The sequence below is a fragment of the Kordiimonas gwangyangensis DSM 19435 = JCM 12864 genome (assembly GCF_000375545.1).
Taxonomy (GTDB): Bacteria; Pseudomonadota; Alphaproteobacteria; order Sphingomonadales; family Kordiimonadaceae; genus Kordiimonas; species Kordiimonas gwangyangensis.
On the sequence record NZ_AQXF01000001.1, the window covers coordinates 887312 to 912907 of the forward strand.

19 protein-coding genes are annotated in these 25596 nt (G+C 54.3%); 11 read left to right on the plus strand and 8 right to left on the minus strand.

Annotation, left to right across the window (positions count from 1 at the left end):
* Nucleotides 1-2 precede the first annotated feature (2 nt).
* The 10 genes from B150_RS0104230 (at nucleotide 3) to B150_RS19690 (ending at nucleotide 12360) form a co-directional block, all read left to right on the plus strand.
* Nucleotides 3-314, plus strand: a complete 312-nt coding sequence (locus B150_RS0104230) for a bifunctional 3-phenylpropionate/cinnamic acid dioxygenase ferredoxin subunit (protein WP_020398645.1) — start codon at nucleotides 3-5, stop codon at nucleotides 312-314.
* Complete coding sequence (locus tag B150_RS19680) at nucleotides 307-1542, plus strand: NAD(P)/FAD-dependent oxidoreductase (RefSeq protein WP_025897709.1); 1236 nt, start codon at nucleotides 307-309, stop codon at nucleotides 1540-1542. Before B150_RS0104230 ends, B150_RS19680 begins: the two co-directional genes overlap by 8 nt.
* 2 nt (nucleotides 1543-1544) lie before the next feature.
* On the plus strand, nucleotides 1545-2447 hold the full coding sequence (locus tag B150_RS0104240) for a VOC family protein (RefSeq protein WP_020398647.1): 903 nt from the start codon (nucleotides 1545-1547) through the stop codon (nucleotides 2445-2447).
* A gap of 29 nt (nucleotides 2448-2476) precedes the next feature.
* On the plus strand, nucleotides 2477-3436 hold the full coding sequence (locus B150_RS19685) for an NAD(P)H-dependent flavin oxidoreductase (protein ID WP_020398648.1): 960 nt from the start codon (nucleotides 2477-2479) through the stop codon (nucleotides 3434-3436).
* A 55-nt stretch (nucleotides 3437-3491) separates the two neighbouring features.
* Complete coding sequence (locus B150_RS0104250) at nucleotides 3492-5342, plus strand: AMP-binding protein (RefSeq protein ID WP_020398649.1); 1851 nt, start codon at nucleotides 3492-3494, stop codon at nucleotides 5340-5342.
* Between the two features lie 47 nt (nucleotides 5343-5389).
* Entirely contained in the window at nucleotides 5390-6715 is a 1326-nt protein-coding gene (locus B150_RS0104255) for an aromatic ring-hydroxylating oxygenase subunit alpha (RefSeq protein WP_020398650.1), read from the plus strand.
* Nucleotides 6709-7260, plus strand: coding sequence for a 3-phenylpropionate/cinnamic acid dioxygenase subunit beta (locus B150_RS0104260; RefSeq protein WP_020398651.1), 552 nt, complete (start codon nucleotides 6709-6711; stop codon nucleotides 7258-7260). Before B150_RS0104255 ends, B150_RS0104260 begins: the two co-directional genes overlap by 7 nt.
* Nucleotides 7261-7271: 11 nt before the next feature.
* Nucleotides 7272-8051 (plus strand): SDR family NAD(P)-dependent oxidoreductase, encoded by a 780-nt coding sequence (locus B150_RS0104265; RefSeq protein ID WP_026168197.1) that lies wholly within the window; start codon nucleotides 7272-7274, stop codon nucleotides 8049-8051.
* A 453-nt stretch (nucleotides 8052-8504) separates the two neighbouring features.
* Nucleotides 8505-11750 carry a DEAD/DEAH box helicase gene (locus B150_RS0104270; RefSeq protein WP_020398653.1) on the plus strand — a complete coding sequence of 1082 codons (3246 nt, stop codon included), beginning with the start codon at nucleotides 8505-8507 and terminating at the stop codon, nucleotides 11748-11750.
* 19 nt (nucleotides 11751-11769) lie between these two features.
* Nucleotides 11770-12360, plus strand: coding sequence for a hypothetical protein (locus B150_RS19690; RefSeq protein ID WP_020398654.1), 591 nt, complete (start codon nucleotides 11770-11772; stop codon nucleotides 12358-12360).
* Between the two features lie 470 nt (nucleotides 12361-12830).
* Here B150_RS19690 and B150_RS23585 read toward each other — a convergent pair whose 3' ends face one another.
* Complete coding sequence (locus B150_RS23585) at nucleotides 12831-13043, minus strand: uracil-DNA glycosylase family protein (RefSeq protein WP_155859922.1); 213 nt, start codon at nucleotides 13041-13043, stop codon at nucleotides 12831-12833.
* Between the two features lie 1417 nt (nucleotides 13044-14460).
* Here B150_RS23585 and B150_RS23520 point away from each other — a divergent pair.
* The gene (locus B150_RS23520) at nucleotides 14461-16824 is read left to right on the plus strand and encodes a calcium-binding protein (protein ID WP_020398656.1); all 2364 of its coding nucleotides are present in this window, start codon (nucleotides 14461-14463) and stop codon (nucleotides 16822-16824) included.
* Between the two features lie 177 nt (nucleotides 16825-17001).
* Here B150_RS23520 and B150_RS0104290 read toward each other — a convergent pair whose 3' ends face one another.
* The 7 genes from B150_RS0104290 to B150_RS22140 all read right to left on the minus strand — a co-directional run bounded on the left by B150_RS0104290 (nucleotide 17002) and on the right by B150_RS22140 (nucleotide 24167).
* Nucleotides 17002-18264: a His-Xaa-Ser system-associated MauG-like protein gene (locus tag B150_RS0104290; protein WP_020398657.1), complete on the minus strand. Its 1263-nt coding sequence runs from the start codon at nucleotides 18262-18264 to the stop codon at nucleotides 17002-17004.
* Nucleotides 18248-18643, minus strand: coding sequence for a TIGR03982 family His-Xaa-Ser system protein (locus B150_RS22825; RefSeq protein ID WP_025897856.1), 396 nt, complete (start codon nucleotides 18641-18643; stop codon nucleotides 18248-18250). Before B150_RS22825 ends, B150_RS0104290 begins: the two co-directional genes overlap by 17 nt.
* Complete coding sequence (locus B150_RS22830; protein ID WP_162139647.1) at nucleotides 18618-19412, minus strand: peptidoglycan-binding protein; 795 nt, start codon at nucleotides 19410-19412, stop codon at nucleotides 18618-18620. The genes B150_RS22825 and B150_RS22830 overlap by 26 nt, the downstream gene beginning before the upstream one ends.
* Nucleotides 19409-20494 (minus strand): His-Xaa-Ser system radical SAM maturase HxsC, encoded by a 1086-nt coding sequence (gene hxsC / locus B150_RS0104305; RefSeq protein ID WP_020398660.1) that lies wholly within the window; start codon nucleotides 20492-20494, stop codon nucleotides 19409-19411. Before hxsC ends, B150_RS22830 begins: the two co-directional genes overlap by 4 nt.
* On the minus strand, nucleotides 20487-21893 hold the full coding sequence (gene hxsB / locus B150_RS0104310; protein ID WP_162139648.1) for a His-Xaa-Ser system radical SAM maturase HxsB: 1407 nt from the start codon (nucleotides 21891-21893) through the stop codon (nucleotides 20487-20489). Before hxsB ends, hxsC begins: the two co-directional genes overlap by 8 nt.
* Before the next feature lie 306 nt (nucleotides 21894-22199).
* The gene (locus tag B150_RS0104320) at nucleotides 22200-23189 is read right to left on the minus strand and encodes a ComEC/Rec2 family competence protein (RefSeq protein ID WP_081611307.1); all 990 of its coding nucleotides are present in this window, start codon (nucleotides 23187-23189) and stop codon (nucleotides 22200-22202) included.
* 261 nt (nucleotides 23190-23450) lie between these two features.
* Nucleotides 23451-24167, minus strand: a complete 717-nt coding sequence (locus B150_RS22140) for an SOS response-associated peptidase (protein WP_051078128.1) — start codon at nucleotides 24165-24167, stop codon at nucleotides 23451-23453.
* Nucleotides 24168-25596 lie beyond the last annotated feature (1429 nt).

The window sequence follows — 25596 nt, forward strand, 5'->3', positions numbered from 1 at the left end:
CCATGAGGATGAAGGTTTGCGCGCTAGACGACCTCGACATTGGCGGAGCGATCAAGCTGGACGTCCAGCCTCCGGTGGCAGTTATACGGGGGGAAAGCGGCGACGTGTTTGCTATTGATGATACCTGCACCCATGCGGATGCTTCCCTGTCGGAAGGCTTCGTGGAGGGAGACGCAGTTGAATGCCCCCTTCATATGGCTTTCTTCTGCCTCAAATCCGGCCAACCAAGCTGCCCGCCCGCCACCGTTCCAGTAAAAACCCATCGGGTTGAGTTGATAGATGGCGATATCTATGTCGAGATCAGTCGTGGCTGACATTGCACACGTGGCGATCGTGGGCGCAAGTGCCGCGGGTGCGGCGGCCGCAAGGGTCCTGCGGCAGGAAGGCTATCGGGGGCGAATTTCCCTTATCGACCGGGATCCAGACGGGTGCTACGAGCGCCCGCCCCTGTCCAAGCAGATGCTTCTCGCGGAAAGTTTCGATCTTTCTGCGGCCCAGCTCCTGAACGCAGACGAATGCCAGACGCTCGATATAGCCACCTATTTTGGAATCGGGGTTGACGACCTTCAAGCAGCAACCGGCGAGTTGATACTCACGGACGGTAGGACCCTTCACGCCGATGTCATCCTGCTTGCCACCGGCGGCAAGGCCAGTTGCCTGCCTGTCCCCGGTGGAGACGGGGGTCTGGTGCATGTCCTCCGCTCCGCAGCCGACGCACGTCGCATCCGGGAGAAACTCGAAGACAGCGGGCGCATTGCGGTGATCGGAGGCGGGCTGATCGGTGCCGAAGCCGTGGCATCGTTCCTGAAGCTGGGGAAAGAAGTCTGCTGGCTGGACGGGGCTGCACAGCCGCTTGCCCATGTACTGCCGCAGCCCATCGCCGAATATCTCATCGCCCATCATGTCTCGGCGGGCGCCTCCCTACGGACGGATGTCAGAATCGGTGCGATAAGAGACAACAGCCCGCAGGGGGGTGTATGTCTTGAGCTCGGGGATGGCGAGCGTATAGCGGTGGATATGGTCGTGCTCGGTGTCGGCATGGTTCCTGATACCCGGTTGGCCCGTTCGGCAGGGCTCGCGCTCGCGGCGGGAGCCATTGCTGTGGACAAAAAACAGCGCACCAGCCACCCCCGCATATATGCCGCAGGCGATGTTGCCTCCTTGTATCTGGGCGCCGGTACTTATAGCAGGAACCAGCACTGGAAATCGGCTGAACATCAGGGGATGGCAGCAGCCCGGGCGATATTGGGCCTGCCGGTCCCTGAAACGCCGATACCATGGTTCTGGTCCGACCAGGGCGACCTGCATGTGGAAATGGCCGGAAAGAAGGGCGACGAGACCATCCTGCGCAATGAAGCAAAGGGCCTCGTTGCTTATGAGATGAAAGACGGGCGGATCGTCGGTGCGGCCAGCATCAACAACCCTAACGCGGTACGGCTCGCCATGCGCCTTATCCGCGCAGATGCTCATATATCCCCCACCCTGTTGCGGGATACAGGTTTCGATATGCGCAGTTTACTCAGGCAAGATAAGGGGAAGTGAAAATGTCGTATATTTCAGCACTCGGCTATATCGGTCTGTCTGTCCGGAATCTTGATGCCTGGGTAGCGTTTGCCGAGAATATCCTCGGCCTTTCGTGCCACACGCGGGCTGACGGCAGCATTGACGTCCGTTGCGATAGCTATGCCTGGCGTATCCGTCTGATTCAAGGTGAGGAAGATGATCTCGTCTTCGCCGGGTGGGAGGTGGCCGGACCCGAACAGCTCCGTCTGCTCGCCGAGCATTTGCAGAACCAGAATGTCGAGGTCCGTTGGGCCTCCGCGTCGCACGCCGAAGATCGTGGTGCTCTCGAACTCTTCTCCTTCACCGACTGCGAGGGGTTGCAGCTCGAAGCCTTCTGCGGCCCTCTGCAACTGACGGAGAAGCCGTTTGCAAGCCCGCATGGTGTTGCCTTCAAGACAGGCAGCCAAGGGCTTGGGCATATTGTACTCACCGCAAAGGATATCAAGGCGCAGGAAAATTTCTATCGCTCGATCCTTGGTTTCAGGGTGTCCGATTATATCAACACGGAGGTGATCCCTGGCCGTCCCATTACCCTCAGCTTTATGCGTTGCAATGCGCGCCATCATTCACTGGCGCTGGCACCTGTGCCACTGCCGAAAAGACTCGTGCACTTCATGCTCGAAGTTACCGATGTGGACGCGGTTGGGCGGGCGATGTACCGCGCTACCGACGCAGGGCATCATCTTTCTTTCACACTTGGGCGCCATTCGAACGATGAGATGCTGTCCTTCTATGTGCTCTCTCCCTCCGGGTTCGACATTGAATACGGCTGGGGCGGCCTAGCGGTTGACGAAGACGAGTGGCACATCAGGACCCATAGGAAAAATTCGGCATGGGGGCATCGCTTCCAGCGCCCGCCTCGTGCGCAGGCACCGGCGGAGTAAGCGGTCAACGCAGCCAGAAGGACGTCAGCATGAACTCATCATCCGTTATCACCGACCTTAACAGAGGCTTGAGCCTTCCTGTCGTCGTAGCCCCAATGTTTCTCATTTCCGGTCCTGACCTGGTTATCGCGGCCGGGAAGGCGGGTCTGTTGGGGGCGTTTCCGGCCCCCAACGCCCGGACGCTTGAGGATCTTTCCGGCTGGCTGGGCCGCATCGAGGGCGAGCTTTCTACCGCAGGCCGATCCGGTCAATGGGCGATCAACATGATCGTTCACGGCACCTACGACCGCTTCGATGCGGAGATCGAGATGGTGGCCGAATATAAACCGCGGATCGTCATCACGGCCCTCGGCAGCCCGAAGCGAGCGCTGAACAAGGTGCACGCGTTCGGCGGGAAAGTATTCTCCGACGTCATCAATGCCGAGCAGGCACGCAAAGCTGTTGATGCTGGTGCCGATGGGCTGGTGCTGGTATGTGCGGGCGCAGGAGGACATACAGGCAATTACTCGGCTTTTGCCTTCGTTGAGGAAGTGCGGTCTTTCTGGGATGGCCCTTTGATTGCTGGCGGTGCGGTGTCAAACGCCCGAGGCGTTATGGCCATGCTCAATCTGGGGGCAGACTGCGCCTATATGGGGACCCGCTTTATCGGTTGCCGGGAGAGCCTCGTCTCGGATGACTACAGGCAGATGCTCATCCGGGCCCGCATGCAAGACATCATTACGACTGCAGCGATTTCGGGTGTGAAGGGCAACTGGATGCGCGAGAGTCTTGAGCGGAGCGGCTTCGACTTTTCCCAGGTCGACGAGACGAAGAAGATAGATTTTTCCAATATTCAGGGCGACCAGAAAGCCTGGAAAAATATTTGGGGCGCTGGCCAGGGCGTCGGGGCCACCACTTCCATTGAAGATCTTTTCTGCGTAGTGGACGGGTTGAAACAGGACTGGAACTGGCTTCTCCAGACACAGGAAGCGCTCAGGCACTGGAGTTGACGGGTACGGACGGAAAGGCCCGTACAAGCGCTGATACGATCGGGAGGGATAAAGAATGGCCGATAATGATACGGCGGACGAAATTTTTGCACCGGCGGCAGTTACAGTATCGCGGCAATGCGACGGCTCCATGCTGGTCGAGAATACGATGCCCCTCGCCGACGTGCCGGACACGGTAGTTGATGTTTTGGAGAGCTGGGTTGCAAAGCAGCCGGACGCAACCCTGTTCGCCGAAAAACGAGACGGGGAGTGGCGCTCGGCATCCTATGGGGATTTCTGGTCTCGTGTTGAGGCCCGGGCCTCTCGACTTCTGAACGCTGACTGTAATGGCGATCGTCCGCTGATGGTCCTTGCGCCGAACAGTATTGAACATGCGGTCACGATGTTCGCCTGCATGATGGTAGGTATTCCCGTGTCTTCCATCTCGCCGGCATATGGCACAGCAGGCGGCGACTATGCACGGCTTTTACAGCTTGTGGAGATTCTCGGGCCAGGCGCCATATATGTCGATCCGCTCCCGTCCTTTGCCGACGCGGTTGAAGCGATCAAGGCGAAAACAGGGCTGCAGGTACTGGGCACGACGAACGACGATACCAATGCGGTTGTAGCTTTTGATGCACTTGAAAAAGCACCTGCATCTTCTGTCGCCGCTGCTCGCACACGGGTCGACGGACACTCTGTTGCCAAGATTCTGTTCACCTCGGGCTCTACCGGATTACCCAAGGGCGTGATGAATACCCACAGAATGCTGTCGTCCAACCAGATTGCGTTGCGGCAGGTCTGGCCTTTTCTGGCTGAACATCCTCCCCGGCTGCTTGATTGGCTACCCTGGAGCCACACATTCGGTGGCAACGTATGCCTGAACAGTGTCATCTTCAACGGCGGCAGCCTCTATATCGATGACGGCAAACCGGCGGCGGGTCTGATCGAGCGCAGCGTCCAGAATTTCCGCGATGTTGCACAAACGGTTCATTTCAATGTCCCCGCCGGGGTGGAAGCCCTGCTCCCCTTTCTGGAAAATGACCCGGAGTTTGCGCGAAGATTTTTTGTCGACCTCAAGGTCTTCTTCGTGGCCGCGGCAGCCCTGCCGCAAAAAACGCGCGACCGCGTGGCGCAGGCGGGCCTCAAGGCGACGGGACGCCCGGTTGTCTTCTCCGCAGGGTGGGGATCAACCGAAACAGCGCCCTTCTCCACTTGTGTTCATGACGCAAGCGATCGGGCTGACAATATCGGTATCCCCATCCCAGGAACTTCGGTTAAGCTGACACCAGATCAGGGAAAGCTTGCCCTCTCGGTAAAAGGCCCGAATGTTACCCCCGGCTATTGGCGCAATAGCGCCGCCACCCGCGAGGCCTTCGATGCAGATGGTTTTTACCGAATGGGAGATGCGGGTGAACTATTGAATGCGGAACGGCCGGCCGACGGCATCGTCTTCAACGGCAGGCTATCCGAGAATTTCAAGCTGCTGTCCGGCACGTGGGTCAATGTGAACAAGGTACGCCTCGGCATACTCCCGCTGCTGCGTCCCTATTTCACGGATGCCGTTGTCACCGGCCATAACCGGCACGATATCGGTTTGCTGCTCGTGCCCAACCCCGCTGCACTGAAACCCGTCATGAACCCGGACGATATACCGGCGGAGGCGCTTGCCGTTCCCACGGTCCGTGAAGCCGTACAGCAGGCGCTCGATATCTACAACCGTGACCATCCGCGCAGCAGCACAAAGGTGGCGCGCTGCGGCATCCTACCCGACCTTCCGAGCCTCGCAACCGGCGAGATAACCGACAAGGGATATCTCAATCAGCGGCGACTGACGGAACGATGGGCGGACCTGATTGAACAGCTTCATGCCGTCCCCGGTGCCAACCGCCAATCGCTCCGTTTCCTGTTAGCGCGGAACGCGTAGTTTTTTGACTCCTACATACGCATACGTATGTTGAGAAAGGATTGAAAATGCAGGACTTATCCGCACTGATTGATCATGAGAAGGGTATCATCGATCGTCGCGTTTTCTGGGACGATACGATCTACCAACTTGAGCTTGAACGAATTTTTGCCCGTGCCTGGCTTTTTGTCGCTCATGAAAGCCAAGTCAAGGATCCCGGCGATTTCGTGACAACCTATATGGGTGAAGACGCTGTTATCGTGGCCCGAGGCAAGGACAAGAATATCCATGTGATGCTGAACTCTTGCCCGCATCGGGGCAACCGCGTCTGTTTTGCAGGGGAAGGGAAAATCCGCTCTTTCGTATGCAATTACCATGGGTGGGCATTTGGCCTCGATGGTGCGCTCAATGGGATGCCCAACAACGAGCTTTATGACCATACACCCGGTTTCAAAAAAGAGGACTGGGGCCTTCACAAGGCGCGGGTAGCAAGCTATCGCGGTTTGGTATTTGCAACCTTTGCCCCAGATGCGCCGGGGCTTGACGACTATCTCGGCGATTTCCGCTGGTATCTTGATGCCATTCTGGACTGCGCCGATGGCGGGACTGAGTTTCTGCCGGGCACTACGCGGTCAGCCCTCAAAACCAACTGGAAATTTCCGGCGGACAATTTTGTCGGCGATATCTATCACGCTCTCTGGACCCATCTGGGCGGAGCTGAGCCCACCCTCGGACCATTCGGCGGCGTAAAGGTCGATAATGACACCTCCTACCAGGCCAGCGTGAACGGGCACGGGTGGGAATTCTCGGTGCAGAATAACTTCGGCAATGCCGCCACGATGGGGGACCGGGAAATCGTCCGGTATATGCGCAGCGAATATGAAGCCATGGAGAAGCGCCTTGGCAAGGTCAGGGCGAAAATGTGGGGGTCGGTCGGGTCTGCCAATATTTTCCCGAACTTCGCCTTTCTGCCTGGATATTTTACCTTCCGCCTGTTCCAGCCGAAAGGACCGCACGAGATCGAACTTCACGCCTGGACGCTTGTACCTAGCGCGGTCTCGGATGAACTGAAGGATCGTTGGCGCATCGGCGCCATGCGCACCTTCTCGCCGGGCGGAATCCTGGAGATGGACGACGGCGAAAACTGGGAACACGCCACCACGGCCAACGCAGGAGCGATCACACGGCAGCAGAAGCTTTGCTATACCATGGCCCCCCGCGCACAGGAAAAAGACAGCGTCCTGCCCGGACGGGTCCATCATGGCCAGCTCAATGATGCTAACCAACGGCTTTTCTACAAGAGATGGCTTGAATTCATGATGGCGGAGGACTGGAGCCAGATTCCGCTGGACCCGATCAGCAAACCCTTAAGCCAGGGGGCCATAACATGGTGACAAAAGAACAGTTGCTTGAACTCCGGGCGGCTGGCCCGATGACGGATTTGGCTCTCGCGTTCCGGGTGAGCCAGTTCCTCGCGATGGAGGCCCGTCTGCTCGACGAGGAGCGTTTCAGGGAATGGTTTGACTTGCTTGATGAAGACCTGTGCTACTGGGCCCCCTTGCGTGAAAACCGCTTCCGCCGCGACAGAACTGCGGAAATACGGAGCGATTCCGTGGCCCTATTCGATGAAACGAAGGCCTCCATTAACCTCAGGCTCGGGCGAGTAGAAAGTGGGATGGTCTGGTCAGAAGACCCGCCGACCCGCCATGTCTATAGCGTCTCCAACATCGAATGCTTTTGCCGTGAAACAGACGATGACCTTGAGGTTCATTCCGTCTTTCATCTCTATCGCAACCGGTCCGACCGCGACGATTCCCACCTCATGGGTCGGCGACGCGACATATTACGGCTTCGCAATGGCGACTTCCGCATCGCAGGTCGACTTATCCTGCTGCAACAATCCACATTGATGAGCAAAAATCTGAACGTCTTTTTTTAAGGGGACAGAACATGGGACGACTGGCCGGACGCAGAGTGATTGTTACAGGCGCAGGCAGCGGGATCGGCCGGGCAATCGTAGAACGTTTCCTCGCCGAGGGTGCACAGGTTGTCTGCGTTATCCGCAATGATGCCGACCTGGCGGAGCTTCGGGATCATCCCGATGTGGAGATTATCGTGGGCGACGTCGCGAGCTATGACACCAATAAACGGGCGGTCGAGGCGGCGAAGCAGCGTTTCGACGGGCTTGACGCCTTCATTGCCAACGCAGGTGTGTGGGATTTTCATAAACGCCTGAGCAAAATGTCCTCTGAAACACTCGCCTCCGCCTATGAGGACATCATGAGCGTCAACTTTCGGGCACCACTTTTTGCGGCTCATGCTGCGGCGGAAGCCCTTCTGGCATCGCGGGGCACCTTCATCGTGACAGGGTCAAACGCATGTTTTCGTGCGGGCGGCGGCGGGGTTCTCTATACCGCCTCTAAGTTCGCGTTGCGGGGCCTTGTCCAGCAACTCGCGCTTGAGATGGCGCCCGGCGTGCGGGTAAACGGCGTTGCACCGGGCGCGACTGATACCGGTCTTTCAGGCAGCGCCGCTCTTGAACAGCGCGACCGCGAAATGAATGCGGACAAGGCGCGCGTATCGGCCATGGCAACCCATATCCCGCTCAAGTACGTATCAATGCCCGCGGACCACACAGGACTCTATGTCCTTTTGGCCTCGGTAAGTGAAGCTCCGTATGTAACAGGTAGCATATTCGTCAGTGATGGCGGTCTTATCGCTGGAATATAGGCTTCAATTCCCCCTGTATCGGCGTGCCAACGAATAATGCAGTTGTTGAGAGTCGTGACTATTGCCACTAAATAATACGCGCCACCATTTGAACTCCTTCGCCCACGAGATCTAGAGCATTTTCTCTTCTTGTGGTTGCTAATGGCTGCTTGCGATCAGAAACGGACATTCGAATACATCAGTCGTCGGTCCGCCAATTGCGGATGCTGCGCTACGTAGCATCGCGTTCTACATTTGGATATGCTATGGCGCTGAACCTAGGCGTTTCCGCGAATTCATAAAACTGGTGAGTAAGCAGCTATCTGTGCAGCACTTATAGGACTATTCGTCATACCTGCAGCTGGTTCGCGAACTGCCACACGACATTTTTCATTCTCGGATTGTATTGAGCTCAACTCTATCGCAGTGTGAAAACCACCAATCCCAGCGTGGCAATAATGTTGAGTTCTCTTGATGCCGGATACCCCAAAACCCTCAAATCTTCTTGATGCATGGTTGGCGATTGAGGCGTTGCAGCCGCAAACCTTTGTCAAACAGGAAGCCATACTGAAAGATGAAGTTCCCCGCCGCGGCCGCCAGAAGCCAGCAAAGGTGCCAGCGCGTCTGCGCGTGGAATTCGATATTTCGTCAGGTGTTATGCCGTGGGATACAACGGTCGGTGATCGGCAATCCATCGGGCTGGCCGATGATGACAAAATCAGATGGTACCTACCGATAGCATTTATCCGGATGAAACCAGCCACTGAGATGCTGGTCGCGGGCTTTGAGCCAGAGGGGCCTGAGCGTGAGGTTGCGTCTGGCGTATCCATTTTGGCCATGGTGCCTTTCGATGAGAAAGGGTTTCCTGTGACGTCAGGACTGATCCTCTCGAGCTTCGGCTGGGCCTGCGGGATGGTTCTGGCGGGAAGTCTCGACGAACTGCATCGTTACAACGAGGTAGAAGAAGAGCTCCGCCGGGAAATTGCCGACACTCTCGTTGAAACAGCAGAAGATGGGCTCCAGATTCCGACAAGTGTGAAGGCCTTTAAGAAATGCATGGCAAAAGCCATGGAAGTCTTGAGACTACCAAAAGACATTCTTGAGCGTCCAAGGGTTGCGATCCGTGTAATTGGAGACACAGAAAAAGACCCTGTCGACATCATCAACAGTTTTTACCTCCGAGACCTTTATCGAGTGAAGGCGGCAACCGCAGATGATTGCATGGGCGCAGCGCTACAAGCGTATCTGGCGCAGGCGTTGCCCTCCGCCAAAAAAGATGTCTTGAACGATCAGACTGTTCTCGAAGAATTGCTTGCCCCGCGAAACTTTCCGTTGGCGCGTTGGCCAGCGCCGATGCCTACAAAGCTGGTAACATTGCAACAGGCTGCTGTGAACGCGGCAACAAAAGATCTGGCCGACGGCGGCCTTCTGGCTGTCAATGGGCCGCCGGGAACAGGCAAAACCACACTCCTTCGGGATATCGTGGCAGCAGTGATCTGTGAACGGGCTGACCGGATGGCGGAGTTCAGCCACCCTGAAAGAGCCTTTGAAGAAAAAGATATCGTGGCCGATGGTGGTTATCGCTCGCGGGTCAGTGCTCTGGATCCGCGGCTTCGTGGGTTTGGTATGGTTGTGGCTTCATCAAACAACGGGGCAGTTCGAAATGTCAGCGCCGAACTGCCGCGCGCTGATGCAGTTTCCAGCGAATTAGATTTGAAGTTTTTTGCTGGCACGGCCGACAATATTCACGGCAGGCGTAATAGTTGCTGGGGGCTAATTGCAGCAGTTCTCGGTAACCAGAAAAACCGCTCAGATTTCATTGAAGAGGCTTGGTGGCATTCAGACTGGGGCCTTGAAAAATACTTGGGCGCGATTACCCGTGGACGCTCTAAGAAAGAGGGAGAGGAACCGCCCGCCATCGTTGCTGCAGAAGACCCGCCTGCCAACAAGCGCGCGGCAATGGAGCGATGGAAGCAGGCCCGTCTGGAATACAGAGAGAGCCGAACCAAAGTTGGTTTGATGATCAGAATGCGGGAACAGTTCCGCATTGCATTATCCTCGAGCGCGGAGGCACATCAGGCAGCCTCAAGAGCGCAATCCGACTGGGAGGCAGCATCTCTTCGCTCCGAGGCTGCCAAAGCCACTTACAGCGCGGCGGAGCGAGCGTTGGCCGCTGCAGGTCAAGCATTGGAAGACGCCCGGCTAATGCTTGATGGTCACACGGCCCTCAAGCCGCATGCCTTTTTCCAGTTGCTGGGTATGGGCCGCAAATGGCGCCTGATCCAGGAACAAAAACTGGAGCAGATGGGCGTCGCTGTCTCTGACCGTAAGAACGCGGAAGTTGAACGACTAGCTGCCGAGGAAAGAGCGCGTCAGGCAGAAGCCGATGCACAGGCTGCGGTATCAGTTCTGGAGAAAAAACAGACGGAACTGAAGGCGCTTCAGGAAGTCGAGGCGGAAGCTCAGCTCGAGTGCTCAGGTGTCCATATTGGATCTGAATTCTGGAATGGAAGTCATGAGGAAATCCACGTGGCTAGTCCTTGGATGGACGAAAAGTTTACTGCTGCGCGCGATCGTATGTTTGTAGCCGCAATCAACCTTCACCGCGCCTTCATTGATGCGGCAGCCTGGCCATTGAAGTCGAACCTGGGCCTGATCATGCAGCATATAAAGGGGCGGCGTATTCCCTCTGGGGCCGACGCTTACCTTGGTGATCTCTGGGACACTTTTTTTCTCATGGTCCCGTTAATTTCTACCACCTTCGCATCTGTAGATCGGCTGCTCGATGGGCTAGGCCAGGAAGCCATTGGATGGTTGATTGTCGACGAGGCGGGACAGGCCACACCACAGTCCGGAGTTGGTGCTGTGTGGCGATCGCGGCGCGCATTGATCATCGGAGACCCTCTGCAGATCGAACCGGTTGCGACAGCGCCAACCGGCCTCGTTCGAGCGATTTGCACCAGTCGAGATGTTCACCCGGATATTTGGTCGGCCCCAAAGGCTTCTGTTCAAACACTGGCCGATGCAGCGAGCCACTTGGTGGCTGCTTTGGGCGAAGGCATGACCACGAGGGAGATCGGTTTGCCGCTCCTTGTTCATCGGCGATGCCAGGACCCGATGTTCTCTATCTCAAACGAAATTGCTTACGGCGGGTTGATGGTTCATGCGCCGGGGGACCCATATTCTGCTATAGGCGAAGCGCTCCAATCTTGGTTTCCCGGCAGCGCATGGATCGATGTGCGTTCGAGTTCCGAGAAATGGAGCCCAAAGGAGGGCGAGGCCGTCGTAACACTAATGAACAAGCTTGCTGAACAGGGCATCTCCAAACCCAGCCTCTATATTATCTCGCCCTTTCGCGAAGTGGCGGACAAACTGCGGGCTTATATCCTTAAAAGTGGGGTGCTGGGCCCACTGGGCATTGATAGCCGGAGCCAGAAAAAATGGGCGGAGGATCATGTCGGGACAGTACATACCTTCCAGGGCAAGGAAGCAGAGGCGGTGTTCCTGGTACTTGGTGCTTCGGCGGAGGAAAAGCGAGGTTCTCGGAACTGGGCGGGTGGAACACCAAATATTCTGAATGTCGCGGCCACTCGAGCAAAGAAGGTTATATATGTCATTGGGCATTACCAGCATTGGTCACGTGCAGGTGTTTTTGCCTCGGCCGCGACGAACCTGGATATTGTCAGATGGCCTTTGAGTGAAGAAATAGCTACAGAGTGATACCAGAGGGATTGAAAGCATGGTGAAGCTTGTAAAACTGACATTCGCACTCTCGGTGCTTTATTGCCTCACGTCATTTGGACTCCTGGGTCTCATGGTGCAGACATATAGCCGGTTGACCTTTGAAGAGCCTATCGCGACCGTTACTTTTGTCAAAACGGGTGAAATGGAATTCGAGGCACATTTGCAAACTAGGGTGAATGCCGAGCCAGAAGTATATCCTATTCGTGGAGATCAGTGGGAGATCGGTGCCGATTTCGTGAAACTAAAGCCCTGGGCCAACGTTCTGGGGCTTGATGCCTACTATAAGTTGGACAGGTTTGCGGGCCGTTACAGTGACATCGTTCTGGAAAATACCCAGCCCAGGGTAGCGTATGATCTGTCTACTGGCATCGCAGGTTCGGTGCCGGATTTTTTGATGGAATACAACTTCTTTGCCGACACTGAATATGGAAGTGGTGCATATGCTGAGATCGATGTGAGCACGCGTTACACCGTTTACAGGGACCAACGTGGCTTATTTATTCGTCGGGAATCCATAGCGAACGATAGCGAGAAGCCAGAAGGTTTGTGGGAGAAAGCTACGAAGCTGTTGGGCATCGGCGACTAATATTTTAACTGCAAATACGGTGCAAAAACAAACGCATTACCATTGAAGACATAAGAGAAATTTTATCTGGTACATCGCACCTCAGTCGAGCTTTTTATCTCGCTAAATTGAGTTCATTCATTGCAGCTTCCCCTCAAGACGAAATACCGGCGCATGATGGGCTCAAAATGGTAGCGCGCGCTTTTGGCAGCCCTACAGGCATGGCAAATTGCCCGCAGTATAAACTAGTGGGTATACTTGGTGTGCGCCAATGATGAACGCTCGACCGAACCCCAAGTATCGCCGCCGATTCTTTGCTTAAGAATTTAACTTCCTCTCGCATGTTATCGAGCGTCATTGAGACATTATTCGCATACGCATATACGTGAGTTTCAATCAAAGGTGCCCACCGGAGGATTTCTCTGAATGCCGCTCGATTTGTTCCGGTCAAAGCGTTTCGAACAAGGTCAGCTGATTTGTTTTCGTACTGTTTAGCAGAAGGGCCTTCGAAAACTTTCTTGCGGACAGCTTTGTTGAGGCTCCAGTTTGTGTGGCGTGAAGCCTGCCAAGTGCAGAACGGTCCAAAATCTGTTGCTTTTGCTGGAGAAGTTATTCGATTTGTTGTGCGACATTGGAGCGGGATTTATACCACAAAAAATAACATTGAGATCTTTCTCCAAGATATCGAAGTGATAAATTCTCATGGCGACGGCTTCCGACTGTGTGGTGATGACCTAACGAAGTAGGTCAAAGACATAACATGCTCGTGGTTAAGCAATTTTCGATGTCAGGCGTCAACATAGCTTCATGCCATAAAATGGAAAGAGCTTCCTCGGGCCATACGAAATGTGGGTAATAAAGATCAATCCCAGCATTCAGGACGGCACAGTCATTGGGCATGTATATTCGTCGTCGCGCGTGGGATGAGGAACCCTGCGAGCTGCCCTCCTCAGTGAGTTGGCAAATGCCCTGAATCTGCCTTTCGCGCAGTTCGCGCGGACTAGTGTGCGCCAAAGGTAGCTCGGGAAATCGTCGGTGCTTTCGTATACCAGCGTTTATCAATTTACTTAAAATTAACCTCGTAAGTTGCAATTGTGGTTCTGCTGGGTAGCATCTGTTCATCAGGCACATATTTTGAAGAGATGCTGTAATGAAAACATTCCAGCGCACGACAGGCTTTACTTCAGAAAGCACAGGGCGCGGCCTCAAGGCCGTCATGTGGTCCGTGGCGATATGCTTTTGGTCGGCTACCATGGCTCCCGCCGCAACGGCCTGCAACCTCACCGGCGCGGATGAGAGTTCACCCGCTCAGAATTCAGATAACACGCCGAACAAGTTTGAACTGCAACAAACCTATGACGGTTTTGGTGGTGGTCCCTTCTGTAGCGAGATCGCCCGCGGGCTCGAAGCGCTTCAACTCACCAAACTGAACTTCTGCGGTGTCGCGGTTCCTCCCGGCTCCGAGGATTTTTCATTCCCCGAATGGCAATCNCTTGAGCCGTCTGAACACCAGGAGCTGATGCGAACGGCTGTNCTCTGGAACAGCCTGGATATCAACACCGCCGATCCGGACCGGCAACTGAAGTTTACGGAACTGAATGAGATCATCAGGTCGGGCCAGATTCCGCCGGANATAAGGGCCCGCCTCATGGACGGGATTGCGGAGGAACTTGACGCACAGCTTCTCANGGCTGAACTGGCTGTCGCACACATTGACCTCAACGGTGATGGCCTGCCCGACACGCTCTACCGCATGACCCCGCTTTATCGTGTGAGCCACTACAGAAAAACNGAAACAGGCGAACGACAAAAGGTACTGTCCTCGCTTTCGCGTTCATTCGCCAGACCATGCACGAATATAGGCCTCCCCGGCCCAGACCGTCCCTATATGTATTATTACGAACCCACGATCGCGCCGGGCCTTTTCGATAACCTGGTTGCGGGACAAGGTCACCGNTCCAGCAANAACATTTTCTTCTGGCAGCAGACGCTCCACATGTCCTCCGATAACGGTACTGGATACTCGCGTATTAGGTTCGATCGCGGCGGCGGCACAAAACCGCTATGCACGTTCCACCTCTTTCCCAAGCAATAACCACAGGCAGCAAAGGATATCAGGCAATGATCAACTGGCGTACATCCACCGGCACAACCAATTGGGGTACTACAAACAACCATGGAGAATATAATGAGTTTGCGACCAATTTAATCGGTCAACTTGAAGGCAAAGTATCGAACCTCTATTTGGATACCGACGGAATACCCACAATCGGAATTGGCTTCAACCTGCGAGTATCCGCAATACGCGAACTGGTATTTAATGCGCTTGCGCTACGCGATGTGATTGAGGAAGACCGCAATTTTGCAACTCAGATCGAGGACATCTTGGAGGGTAATGTCAGCCTTACCGACGTAAATAATCTGATGGCTGACGCGCTTGACGTAGGTGACGCCAATCGGGATACATTTACCCTCACCCAAGCCGAGATAACCAACCTGTTCCCACAAGTTGTCGATGAACAGGACTTTGAAAATGATATCGATACCTTTTTTGCGAATATCCCTGTTTCTGACGAACGCGCTGCGCTGCTATCGCTAACCTACAATCAGTCGACAGCAAACCCACTTCTCGGCCCTTCGCTGCACGATGCTCTTAGCGATTCAGACCGTGCAGAGGCGTGGTTCGAAATTCGCTACCGCTCGAACGGTGACGGGGTTGCAGGCAAACGCCGGTATGTCGAGAGCGAAGTTTTCGGCTTGTTCGATGATGCAACCGCTGATGTCACATCTGTTGGCGAAGCATTGCTGGCATTCCGCGTCGCCACGAAACATGAGCAGTGGATAAAGGACTATGAGACAGCATACGGCGAAAACGTAATGCTGAATGCGAACCAGGATCTCTACGCTATTGGCCGTGATCAAGGTGTCGATGAGCTTAAAGATGTGCTTGAGGACCGCAAGGTCTTCGATTTGTTGAAAACGGAGTTCACAGAGCTCGAAACTTCAGACAGCGCCGATTTAGTGACCGCCGGCTATACTGGAAGCCTTACGCAAGAGGTGGACTGGGTATGGGTCGCCGCACCAGAACAAGGCCCTCAACGACCAGGCAGCAGTGCCGAGGTGGATGAACACACTGTAGACCGAACCTCCACCACCCAGAATGATCTGATTTTTGGCAATATTGATCAGCGTCACGGCAGCACAGCCACAAACGTCGGAGGGGATGACACGTTACTCGGAGGCGCAGGCAACGACTTTCTGATTGGAGGTGACGGCAATGACTCGATGGACGGAGGCGCCGGAGAGGACAGCGTTTCATACAAAAACAGCAATAGTGGTGTGTCAGTCGATTTGGCAGGTGGCGCCGTCAGCGGCGATATCGCACAAGGGGACACCCTTGCAGCTATCGAAAACGTTATAGGGAGCGACTATAACGATACGCTCACAGGCAACGCAGGGGCCAATGTCCTGATCGGCGGGATGGGCGCGGACTCTCTCTCAGGCGGCACGGGGAACGACACACTGTTGGGTGGGGACAGCGACGACACCTTGGATGGCGGAGACGGCGAGGATTATCTCTTTGGCAGGGCCGGAAATGACCAGTTGCTGATGAATGGTTCGGCTTGTACCGTCGACGGCGGCGACGGCGAAGATATACTGATCATCTATGATACAGACCAAGATGCCGTGGTGAATGTAAGCGGCATCGAGCATATCATCATCCTGCCACGGGATGATGCACTAGAACTCGTCGGGTTGGACGATGTTAGCGATACTTCCATATACGTAACCCGCGACCCCGGAGCGACCAGTCTGCAAGCCAGTACCGAACTCATGCCTTTGATTGGCGGAATGGCCATGGCATTCAGCCCGTGGGACGACGAGTACCTCCCGATATCGAGCGCAATGCGTTTCGCACCAAATGATTTAACGTTCTTCGACCTGGTTCTTCCCAGCATCAATCTTTGGGAACACGATGGAGGCGACCCCTATTACAATGACCCTGGGCGCTATTGGGCAAACGCGGACCTCGCCTACTACGAGGGGCCGGGACCAGAAGTTTATGTTGGCTGGTCTATTCCAGGAAGTTCTCCGTTTGATCCGGGCGAGGTCTATCTGGATCTGACAATTACAGGTTTCACGAATGGCGATTTCGGCATCACCCTAGACGACTATGGCCAACAGGCAACCTATGACAACTATACGGACAGCGAAGAAATAGCGGCCTATATTTCGAATTTTAATGCGAAGATTGGTGCCTTCAATGCGGGTAGTCAGCCAATCGAATTTGGGGAACTACTTGGCGTCGCACCACAGGCGGCACCGCAGGCCGTGATTGAAGACGACTTGTGGATGTTTGCCAGCCATGTGGAAGAGCCAGAAGATGACGCAAGGTCAACCATGGCTTTTCTGCAGGAAGGTCATGTTTTTGATCAGCCCGCCCGATATTGGCAAGAGATCACGTTCGAAAGCGCCTATGCTTAAACACACTTCGTTTAAAGTGATGCAGCTGGCCTCAACTTGAAGGATTTCAATCTCCGTTGCAACACCAGCCTACCTGTTAGTAGGAGGCTGGAGGGAAATAGAAAATCAATGGCCTACCAAGGTAGAGCTTCTGTAGATCTCCATCATGCAAAAGCCTCATCCACAATGCGCTTGAAATTACTCGGTGCAAGAACTACGTGCCGGTGGAGCGCAGAAAGAGAGGGCTTTTAGAAAAGCGACAAGGTCTGCGATTTCACGATCTGACAGAGCAATCGGCTCGACTGCCTCACCAGACCAAGCAAGAAGGCGCCCATAGAATTCCTGCCGTTCACTAGAATTCATGGTTTGCGTTTGCAGTAGTGCTAGTGGATCAAGGTGCGCGGCAATTACGTCTTGCAAAAGTGAAAGTGAGCCGGAGTGAGAATAGGGCGCTGTGTGTTGAACGTTATACAGGGGAGGCGTTCGGAACCTATACCGATCAGCTGGCGCAAAAGTGACATTGTATCGACCATAGTCCACGCCGAACCCGTTCTTGCCAAACCCGAGCTGAGGCATTGGTATTGCATGGAAATCTAGGTCTGAAAAGAAGGGGCCGTTATGGCACATTGAACACTGGCCTTTTCCGTAGAAAATGAGGCCGCCGTCAATTGCATCTTCTGAAAGCTCTCCTTGCCCGAATACAAAACGATGAAAGTCTGTTTCTCGAATGCGGAATTCCGTCCTGATAAAGGCAGCAATCGCCATGGCGGCGTCTTCAAAGCTCAGCTCTTCAGGGTCCTTATTCAGGCTGTGGGCTAACTCTGTTGCAAGAGGTTTGTCCTCTCGAATTCTCCCTGCGAGAAGTTGGTAGATTGCCTCGGCGCTCTCCGTCGTTTCTGTTTCATAAGCCAGAACGTCAGCCTGTAGATCATCGAGCATTTCTCTGAACTCGACGGGTGGCAAGTGAACGGCAACAACTAACGGATCGTCAGATGGAGACACAGTGCCAAACTGACTCACAATGACGCCCGACGACGCCTTTCTCTCGACTTTGCCATCCCAAAAGAACGTATCGAAGCCGACACTGCCGCGCCCCCACAGTGGCAAGGTGTTTCTGGGGACAATGGCTCCGCCACTCGATAGCCGAGAAATGCCTTCCCCTTTGCCCCTGACGCCAATAGCATTGGGCAGTCCATCGGCCGATGAAAATTGCGGAAGATGGCAACTGCGGCAGGAGACTTTCGAATTCAGGCTGAGATACTCTGCTTCAAACAGTTTTTGACCGGCCGCAGCGAGTCCGGGATCGACCGCTGGCGTGAGAGCTTCAACGGGAGTGAGCCCTGACTCGATTGCGCGGTCCTTTAATATGCGCTCTCGAAGTGTGTCCTGGCTTGCATGGTTGTCGCATGAACAGAACACGACCAACGAGGCGATAACACTGACCCTAGTACCGAAATTCATGTTCTTTCACCACATCAAGAAGGTCCTGGCCCCGTTCCTCGAAGGCGACAAGGCGCATGCGTGATAGGTCTTCCGCATTGAGCCCGAACTGCATCAGTCGCTTCTGGTAAAGGTCGTAATCTTGGCAACTCAATAGGCCGACCTCTGCAGCGCGCAGATTCTCGAGTTTCTGATCGGACGCATTTTCAGCAAAAGCGAGTTTGGCAACCAAGTGAGTGCGCATGGAGTGATCGCAATCATACATAAGCTTTGAGTATGTATCTTGCGTAACGCCACTCAGCAGTATTCGGTAGGCTGGCTGCAAGCCGACACCAAGGGCTATGCCAAGCGCGAGAAATGCAGCAGCGGCAGATTTAGGATGCGCGGATACGAAGTGCATCTAGTGTCCTGCCATCAAGTATACCCGACGGTATGATGTCAAAATCCTCTTGGAACTGCTTAATGGCTGTCTGTGTTTGCACTCCCAATACGCCGTCGATAACTCCCTTGTAGTAGCCATACAAAAACAAGACGACCTGGACCTCTTGAACGATGTGCCTAAACTTTGCGGAGTTGCCGGGTAGTTGCTTAAGATATCCTCCTTTGTCGAATATCAGGGACAGCCGGATGTCCATAGCGCGTAGCAGCTTTTCCGTTATACGCCCCGTAACCGGCATGCCGTGGGCTTTTTCAAATTTGCCAATTGCTGCCTGAGTTTCTGGACCGGGAAGCCCGTCGATATCTCCGGTGTAGAACTTATCCACCCAAAGCCGGGCCTGAACCTTTTGCACTACTTCGATATGATCTTCGAAATCCTGCTTTTCTTGTCTCAAGGCCACATAGGGAGAGGAAGGCAGTACCGACTGGTCCGGCGTGCTATTCTCATTTCGGGAAGGTGCTGCAGGTGGCGTATAGACGGGTCGTGATCCGCCAGAACTTGACCGATGTGACCGGTGGCTCGAATGCGAACGGTGACTGGAATGAGATCGGTGCATCGCCAGAGTATAAACATGGTCCAGCCGCATGACGTCTGCCAGGACTGGCTCCTCGTCTTGGCCTGATGGATCTTCCAGCAGAAGGGCTTGTGGGGCGTCTGTCGATGCCGCATGAGTGCCAATCGTACCGATGCCCAGCATGGCCCAGGTTTTTCTGTAGCGTGTAGATTTCATATCGCTCGGATCTCCTGATAGGTGTGATCGTCCGGGTGCCATTCAAAAAAGCCGCAGCAGTCATTTTTCAAAGTGCAGGGATCACAGGTTTTGGAAAATCGGTTCTTCCAATCTGATATTGATCTGGCGGCATAGCCCCTGAATGATGAGGGCACAGTACAAAGCGGAAAATTGTACAAGGCAACATCCTGTCCGTACGTTTGGACATGTAATATCGCCTCCTTGATGGGGTCAAAGTCGACAGAACTGTCGAAGAAAAGGTCCCGCCAGGCCCGGCGGGCAAATCCCGTTGCTTCCAGTTGCATGATAGCCCACACGTCGATAAATGGCAGGTGGCCTACCACGAACCGCGCAAGGTTGGGCAGCACGCCGCCATTTTGTTTGGTCAAAACAGTGCGAAGTTCGATTGCTGCTCCAGTGGCCCCCAGCAGCTCAAATGACGCCATCAGCCGGGCGAAAGCGCCTGATTTGGCAACTATCTTGTCATGGAGCTCTCGATCAGATGCGTATAGCGGTATGCCCCAAACGACGTTTCGTAGTTGAGCCAGTGTGGCGGTGTCGGACGGCTCAAAATGTTGGCCGTTTGTTAAGACGTGGAATTTTAGACTGGGCCTGTGTGACTGCATGGCAAGCAATAGCTCGAAAAGCTGTTGCTTATACAGCGTTGGCTCGCCACCGGATAGACCGATCGTGCTGTTTGCTGGTGCGAGAGAACAGGCCTGCAGAAAATATTCAAACTGATCGACATGCGTTTTCTTTGGCGGCTGCGAACACATGATACACAACTGGTCGCAGCGCTCGGTTATAAGGAGTGTGTTGTGTTGAGATCCAGCTCTTATCCACCGATGAACGGTCTTTGAAGATGGAGAAACCAGTACTACATCGCCTAACATGTCTTCGCCTGACTGTTGTCGAATGACAAATTGATGCTCCCCATAGCGATATATGGACAACGCACTATCCTGCGCGACCAAAGCCGCATCAAAATCGCTCAACTGCTCATAGTTAGAGCCAGCCAGACGCACCACGAAATCCGGAACATTAGGGTCGATTCCTTCAAGTGGGAGCTGCAACTCAATCATGGTGCACCTTCAGGAACGTATCCGGTATCGCTGGCAGGTCGAGCCAAAGCGCAAGCGTATGCGCTTCCTCAGCAGTTGGCTGCGCCAACATCTCGAAAAGGAAGTCGAAGATCATGGTCTGTTGCTGGCAAAAATATTGATCGTGACGAGGCTGGTCTGTGCGGCCGTAGCGAGAAATGCTGTCGATGGGATCGCTGCCGCAAAACGGCTGATACGCACAGTGAATGCAATCAGGATCGAAGTCATTGAGAGCCAGTTCCGACAGAGCGAGCACTTGCGATCCGTCCAATCCGGAATGAACGTCCCCGATCGACATGTCTACATCGCCAGTCCGATCAATCATCCGAGCCTCGTCTGATGGAAAAAGGCGGCCGTCATGATCGATGACAAAATAGTCCAAACCAAGAGGGTTTGGATTCCGCAGATCGGCATGGCCGTTGGCGCGTGGACGGAAAATGCGGCGCAGGCAATGTGCCATGTAGAATTCTTCCAGCGCTTTACCTTCGTGAAAATTTCGCTCGATCATGCGCCTGACGACGGCGAGGTAATAGTCGAACCATCGCTCCTGACCTGTGCGCGCGGCGTCATGTTTTTTGCGGGCAAATCCCTGGAAGTTGATGGGCCGGAGATAGATAGAGTTCATCCCCAATGCAAGATATTCATCTATCAACGTATCCGCATCAGGAGGCGAATTGGCATCAATAGTTGGCAATGCTGAAACGCGGGATTGGCCGAAATTTTCAATCACATCTTTGATGTTTTTGAGCGTACGGGCCGTTGCTTCAGCGGATCCCGTGCGTTGCACTGTGTGCTTCTTCTTCGAGCCATCGAATGAAGTGCTGATATAGACATTGCCTCGGCCTAAGAGCGTTCTCAAATCTGGTGAAAGCTCGCCAAGGTTCGTGCAGATGACCGCCTCTACGTTCCGACCGGTTTTTTCAACTGAATCTATAACGCGTTTAATCAGGTCGAGGCGAAGTGTGGGTTCTCCTCCCTGAAATTCTAGCTTCACTGTTGGGGCACCGGTGGTGCAAATCAACTTGATCGCATCATCTGCAATCTGGGCGGTCCAGTCGAAACCTTGCGCGTTCTCCGCGACCCGGGAAACCTGGCAGTAACTGCAAGCTAGATTGCACCGAAGCGTAGGTACGAGGATGAAATAGTCAATCGTGTTTGGCAAATGATGGCGCTGGGCATAGCGATATGCATTTGCAACTGACGGATGGCCAGTGTTTGAGTATCCCGGAAACCCCTCGGCGCGGAGAAAATCCACATCCTTTTCGTTCAAGTTCTGAAAGATGTAGCGGTTCAGAAAGCTTTGACTGGCTAGGAAGCTTTGTCCACCGTCGTCGACAAAGATCAGGTCCCCATCGCCGCGGCTCGTATCTTTGAAACGCAACGGTATCACCGGCGTTTTCCATATAGATGTTGAACAAGTGTCGCCCGCTGATTCTCATATCGTAGTCGTATCATCTCGCGGTACAGGAGGTAATTTACCTCTTTCTCGATTTCGCTTCTCTCTGATTGGCTCCCTATCACAACGGTAACGATATCATGGTCGAGGGTTGCTTGATGTTGCGGATATAGGTAGGCGAACCTCACCAATGCGCTTTGAGCGGCTGCGACGGGTATATTTAGCCCCTGCAAGTCAATGATTACGGGCGGCAGGTCTTCCGATGCTGTGGCTTCATTTAGTCCCATAACACTACCACTCCAGCACGTAGTTATCGCACCCGCCGGGCCTGTCCTCGTCCCTTCCAAAACGGTCGGTAATGGCGCAGCCGGTCCCATCGCTTACATCCGTTCTCAGAACCTGAATCCCCTCACCTTCCAAGAACGACACGATCTCTGCGTCAGGCAGCGTAACCGTCTGATACTTCTTTGGCCCACCCGAAATCAGCGCAATCTCGGGCGACACCCGGCGCACAAACTCAGCTCGCGAGGATGTCTTGCTTCCATGGTGGCCAACCTGAAGGATATCGACGTCAATGAGCGCCGGGTAATGCTCGACAAGATGCTTTTCCACATCGCCAAGTGCCGCAGACGGCAACTCGCGCGGGCCGGACTCTGCGTCCCCGACCAGAAGCAGCGACTTGGCACCAAGGTCCATGCGGATGACGATGGAGTTCTCGTTATAGTCACCGCCTGCATGACCGTTGGCGTGGAGAATGGTGAAGCTGGCCGTGTCATCAAGTTTGATCACATCACCCTCGGCAAACTGCCGCCAGGTGTGGCCGGAAAGGTCATGGTTTTTCCGGACCTTGATCTGAGGCGGCTGCGACGGCGCCAGGGCTGTGTTGTATGCGAGCCCCTGCTCTGCAGCGACCCGCTCGATAATGCGGTCATAAAACACGGTGTCGTTGATGGCACCACTGTCCCACATATTCGCGACTGCATAGCAGTCGAATACATCGTCCATCAGGGAACCGTGATCGTCGTGGGGGTGTGACAGCACCATATGGTCAATGCGGCGCTCCGGGAGGTCTGCGACCGGCCAGGGGTCACTATCCGGCACACATTTCTTAGCGCCAGATGGGCCTATCGCCGCATACAAATAGGCTATAACCCGACTTTTGCTGCGACCACTCGATTGGTTGCCAGACTTATCGTCGGCAGACCCTGCGTCATAGAGCAGATTCCAGTCGTGGCCTTGAACGAGCACCGATAGCCCGGTTCCAACGTCAATCAGATGCAAACGGTAGTGCCCAGCATCTGGCGGCGTTGTCGATAAATCGGATGCGCTCGATACTTGCCTAACTTGAATGGCTTGAGCATGAACTAGTGATTGGCATGCCGACAGGGTCAGTGCCAGCGCCAAGCCACGGACAATATTCCGCAAACCATGAGAGTTCATCGTTAGCCCCCTTCTCCCTCTAAGGCGGCATAGTAGCAAAACTCTCCTTAATCGCGAACTAGAAATAGTTTGGGTGACAAGAAGGGCTGGGACGCTGTGCGCTCAAAACATGCTGGGCTGCAAGGTGTCATAGCGCGACATGGGTGGCGCGACCGCCCGAACCGCAAAGTTGTCTCCGTCATAGGGCCGCATCAAGGCAATCACCTCTTCCATGTCACGCTTGGGATCAAGCCACACATCATAATCTTCTGGCCTGATGATCACGGGCATGCGGTCATGAATGGGCGCCGCAATGGCATTGGGCTCCGTAGTGATCATGGTGCAGGAAATCACTCCTTTCGGCCAATCCGGTGTGCGCACCTTAGGAGCCCACTCCCAAAGGCCCGCGACCGAGAATATCCACTGGTCGGTGAGCGTGAACAGATAGGGTTTGCCGTTCTTGAACTCATAATAGCCATTGACCGGCATCAGGCAGCGCCGCCCTTCTTTGAACGGAGCAAGATAGGCTGAACCCTTATGCGAGCGGAGCGAGGGTGGCAGGGCCTGCCACCAGCGATACTGCTCGATCAGATTGTCCGCCCGGGCATTGAACATTTTATAGTGGCTCTTGAGCTCAGTCGCGAAACTGGGCACCAGCCACCAGCGCGCTGTAGTGACGCGGCGCTCGCCGTCCCGGAGCGCCACAATGGGCACAGGATCGCCCGGATTCATATCGCCCGGTCGCCAGTCCGGGTGGCTCTTCTTGATGGTGAAAGCGCTATAATAGGCGTGTATCTCCGCCCAGGTCGGTGGGTTCTTGCTTTGCATGCGTCCACACATGATCTGGCTCCTCATTACAAATGAGAACATATAAAGAACAAAAAAAAGAATCTATACAGTTATTACGATATAAGTAACCTTTCGATGCTACCAACAACAAAGGTTAGCTGCGGCGTTGGATTTCGGGTGCCATTTGAGCAGTGACCACCGTACAAATTTAAGCAGGTCTCAGATGAAGCGCATACTCGATTAAGACGCCGGTCCTCTGTCACAGGCTAGTACTGCGCGAATATCCAGTGGTCATCGGGGGATGAAGTTTGTTTCTTAACCGGAGTTGCCTCACTTGATTTTAAATTTGGAAAGAAGGTGTGCCGGAAAAAGGTTCTCCGAAGTAATATGAACCGTTGGCGCGAGGTTCTCTCTCGGAAATAAAGATATGCCCGCGAATACCACTTCATACAGTGCTGGTGGTCAGCTGTGGCAAGTGCTCAGCCAGTTCGGAGTGTCCAATGTAAAAGCGCGCAAGCTGCAGTGCGTCTGGCCCTGCGCGATGTGCTGTGCTTTGCCGCAGTACCTTCGCCCACTCCCTTAATGCACGGTTCATGTCCGAAAATAGATTGGCAAAATGTCGGGCGGAGAGTTCTTGATCGGTCGCTCCGGCCGCATCCGCTAGGCGCCGGTACCAGAACCCATCGTAAGCGGGAGCGTCACAAAAGAGAGTGTCTACTCCGGTCAAGTCACTTTGAAATTCTTGCCACACTGCATCAGCGGTCCGGCCTTCATGCACAAGCATGGCCAATGTAATGCCATGAAGCTCTTCCGAAGCTGAAGACCAGTCAGTCAGGTCCCATGTTGGAGCCGGCTTTATCAAGCGAGACTTTGAGAGATATTCAACTCCACTTTCGACAACTGCCCACCCCAGTTCAATAGGCCAGCTATGACGAGACAGACTGGAGGCCTCAAAATCTATGAAAACCAGCCGCCCCTCAGTAGACGTTAACGGTCCTTTGCGCACTAATTATCGCCCACGCCACAGGTCCATTCATAGACCGAGTTGTCAGTCCGAAATCGGACGTAATTTCCACGATCCTCGATTATTTCCACCACAGGGGTGGTTATCCAATAATCTTGGACCTGATAGGTCCGCGCATTTTGAGCGCCCACAAGAACACAAAAACCGAGTTCTGGTCGTCCGTGCTTAGAAAGAGTAGAGCCATCGGGACCGCGTTTCAGCAATTTCGACACAGCGCCAATATCGCCTGCCCCATCTGCAACCCGCCTAAGCGTATATGTCATAGCGTTCGAACCACTCAATGGGTGCTTGGTCGCGACGGTGCCTTGTAGTGCTGAATGTGACGCGTGGCTTCGCGAAACACACGCAATGTTGGCGCTTTTCCAACGCAACTCAAACCCAGCTCAGCGCTTACCTCCACGAATGCGGCAAGGATGCAATTCGCCTGCGAGGTTCCGTTTTTGACAAGTGCTGTTT

What these genes read in the sequence shown, in the direction of transcription:
- B150_RS0104230 (WP_020398645.1), top strand. Translation starts at nt 3, where the DNA reads ATGAGGATGAAGGTTTGCGCGCTAGACGACCTCGACATTGGCGGAGCG.
- B150_RS0104240 (WP_020398647.1), top strand. Translation starts at nt 1,545, where the DNA reads ATGTCGTATATTTCAGCACTCGGCTATATCGGTCTGTCTGTCCGGAAT.
- B150_RS19685 (WP_020398648.1), top strand. Translation starts at nt 2,477, where the DNA reads ATGAACTCATCATCCGTTATCACCGACCTTAACAGAGGCTTGAGCCTT.
- B150_RS0104250 (WP_020398649.1), top strand. Translation starts at nt 3,492, where the DNA reads ATGGCCGATAATGATACGGCGGACGAAATTTTTGCACCGGCGGCAGTT.
- B150_RS0104255 (WP_020398650.1), top strand. Translation starts at nt 5,390, where the DNA reads ATGCAGGACTTATCCGCACTGATTGATCATGAGAAGGGTATCATCGAT.
- B150_RS0104260 (WP_020398651.1), top strand. Translation starts at nt 6,709, where the DNA reads ATGGTGACAAAAGAACAGTTGCTTGAACTCCGGGCGGCTGGCCCGATG.
- B150_RS0104265 (WP_026168197.1), top strand. Translation starts at nt 7,272, where the DNA reads ATGGGACGACTGGCCGGACGCAGAGTGATTGTTACAGGCGCAGGCAGC.
- B150_RS0104270 (WP_020398653.1), top strand. Translation starts at nt 8,505, where the DNA reads ATGCCGGATACCCCAAAACCCTCAAATCTTCTTGATGCATGGTTGGCG.
- B150_RS19690 (WP_020398654.1), top strand. Translation starts at nt 11,770, where the DNA reads ATGGTGAAGCTTGTAAAACTGACATTCGCACTCTCGGTGCTTTATTGC.
- B150_RS23585 (WP_155859922.1), bottom strand. Translation starts at nt 13,043, where the DNA reads ATGAGAATTTATCACTTCGATATCTTGGAGAAAGATCTCAATGTTATT.
- B150_RS23520 (WP_020398656.1), top strand. Translation starts at nt 14,461, where the DNA reads ATGATCAACTGGCGTACATCCACCGGCACAACCAATTGGGGTACTACA.
- B150_RS0104290 (WP_020398657.1), bottom strand. Translation starts at nt 18,264, where the DNA reads ATGAATTTCGGTACTAGGGTCAGTGTTATCGCCTCGTTGGTCGTGTTC.
- B150_RS22825 (WP_025897856.1), bottom strand. Translation starts at nt 18,643, where the DNA reads ATGCACTTCGTATCCGCGCATCCTAAATCTGCCGCTGCTGCATTTCTC.
- B150_RS22830 (WP_162139647.1), bottom strand. Translation starts at nt 19,412, where the DNA reads ATGAAATCTACACGCTACAGAAAAACCTGGGCCATGCTGGGCATCGGT.
- hxsC (WP_020398660.1), bottom strand. Translation starts at nt 20,494, where the DNA reads ATGATTGAGTTGCAGCTCCCACTTGAAGGAATCGACCCTAATGTTCCG.
- B150_RS22140 (WP_051078128.1), bottom strand. Translation starts at nt 24,167, where the DNA reads ATGTGTGGACGCATGCAAAGCAAGAACCCACCGACCTGGGCGGAGATA.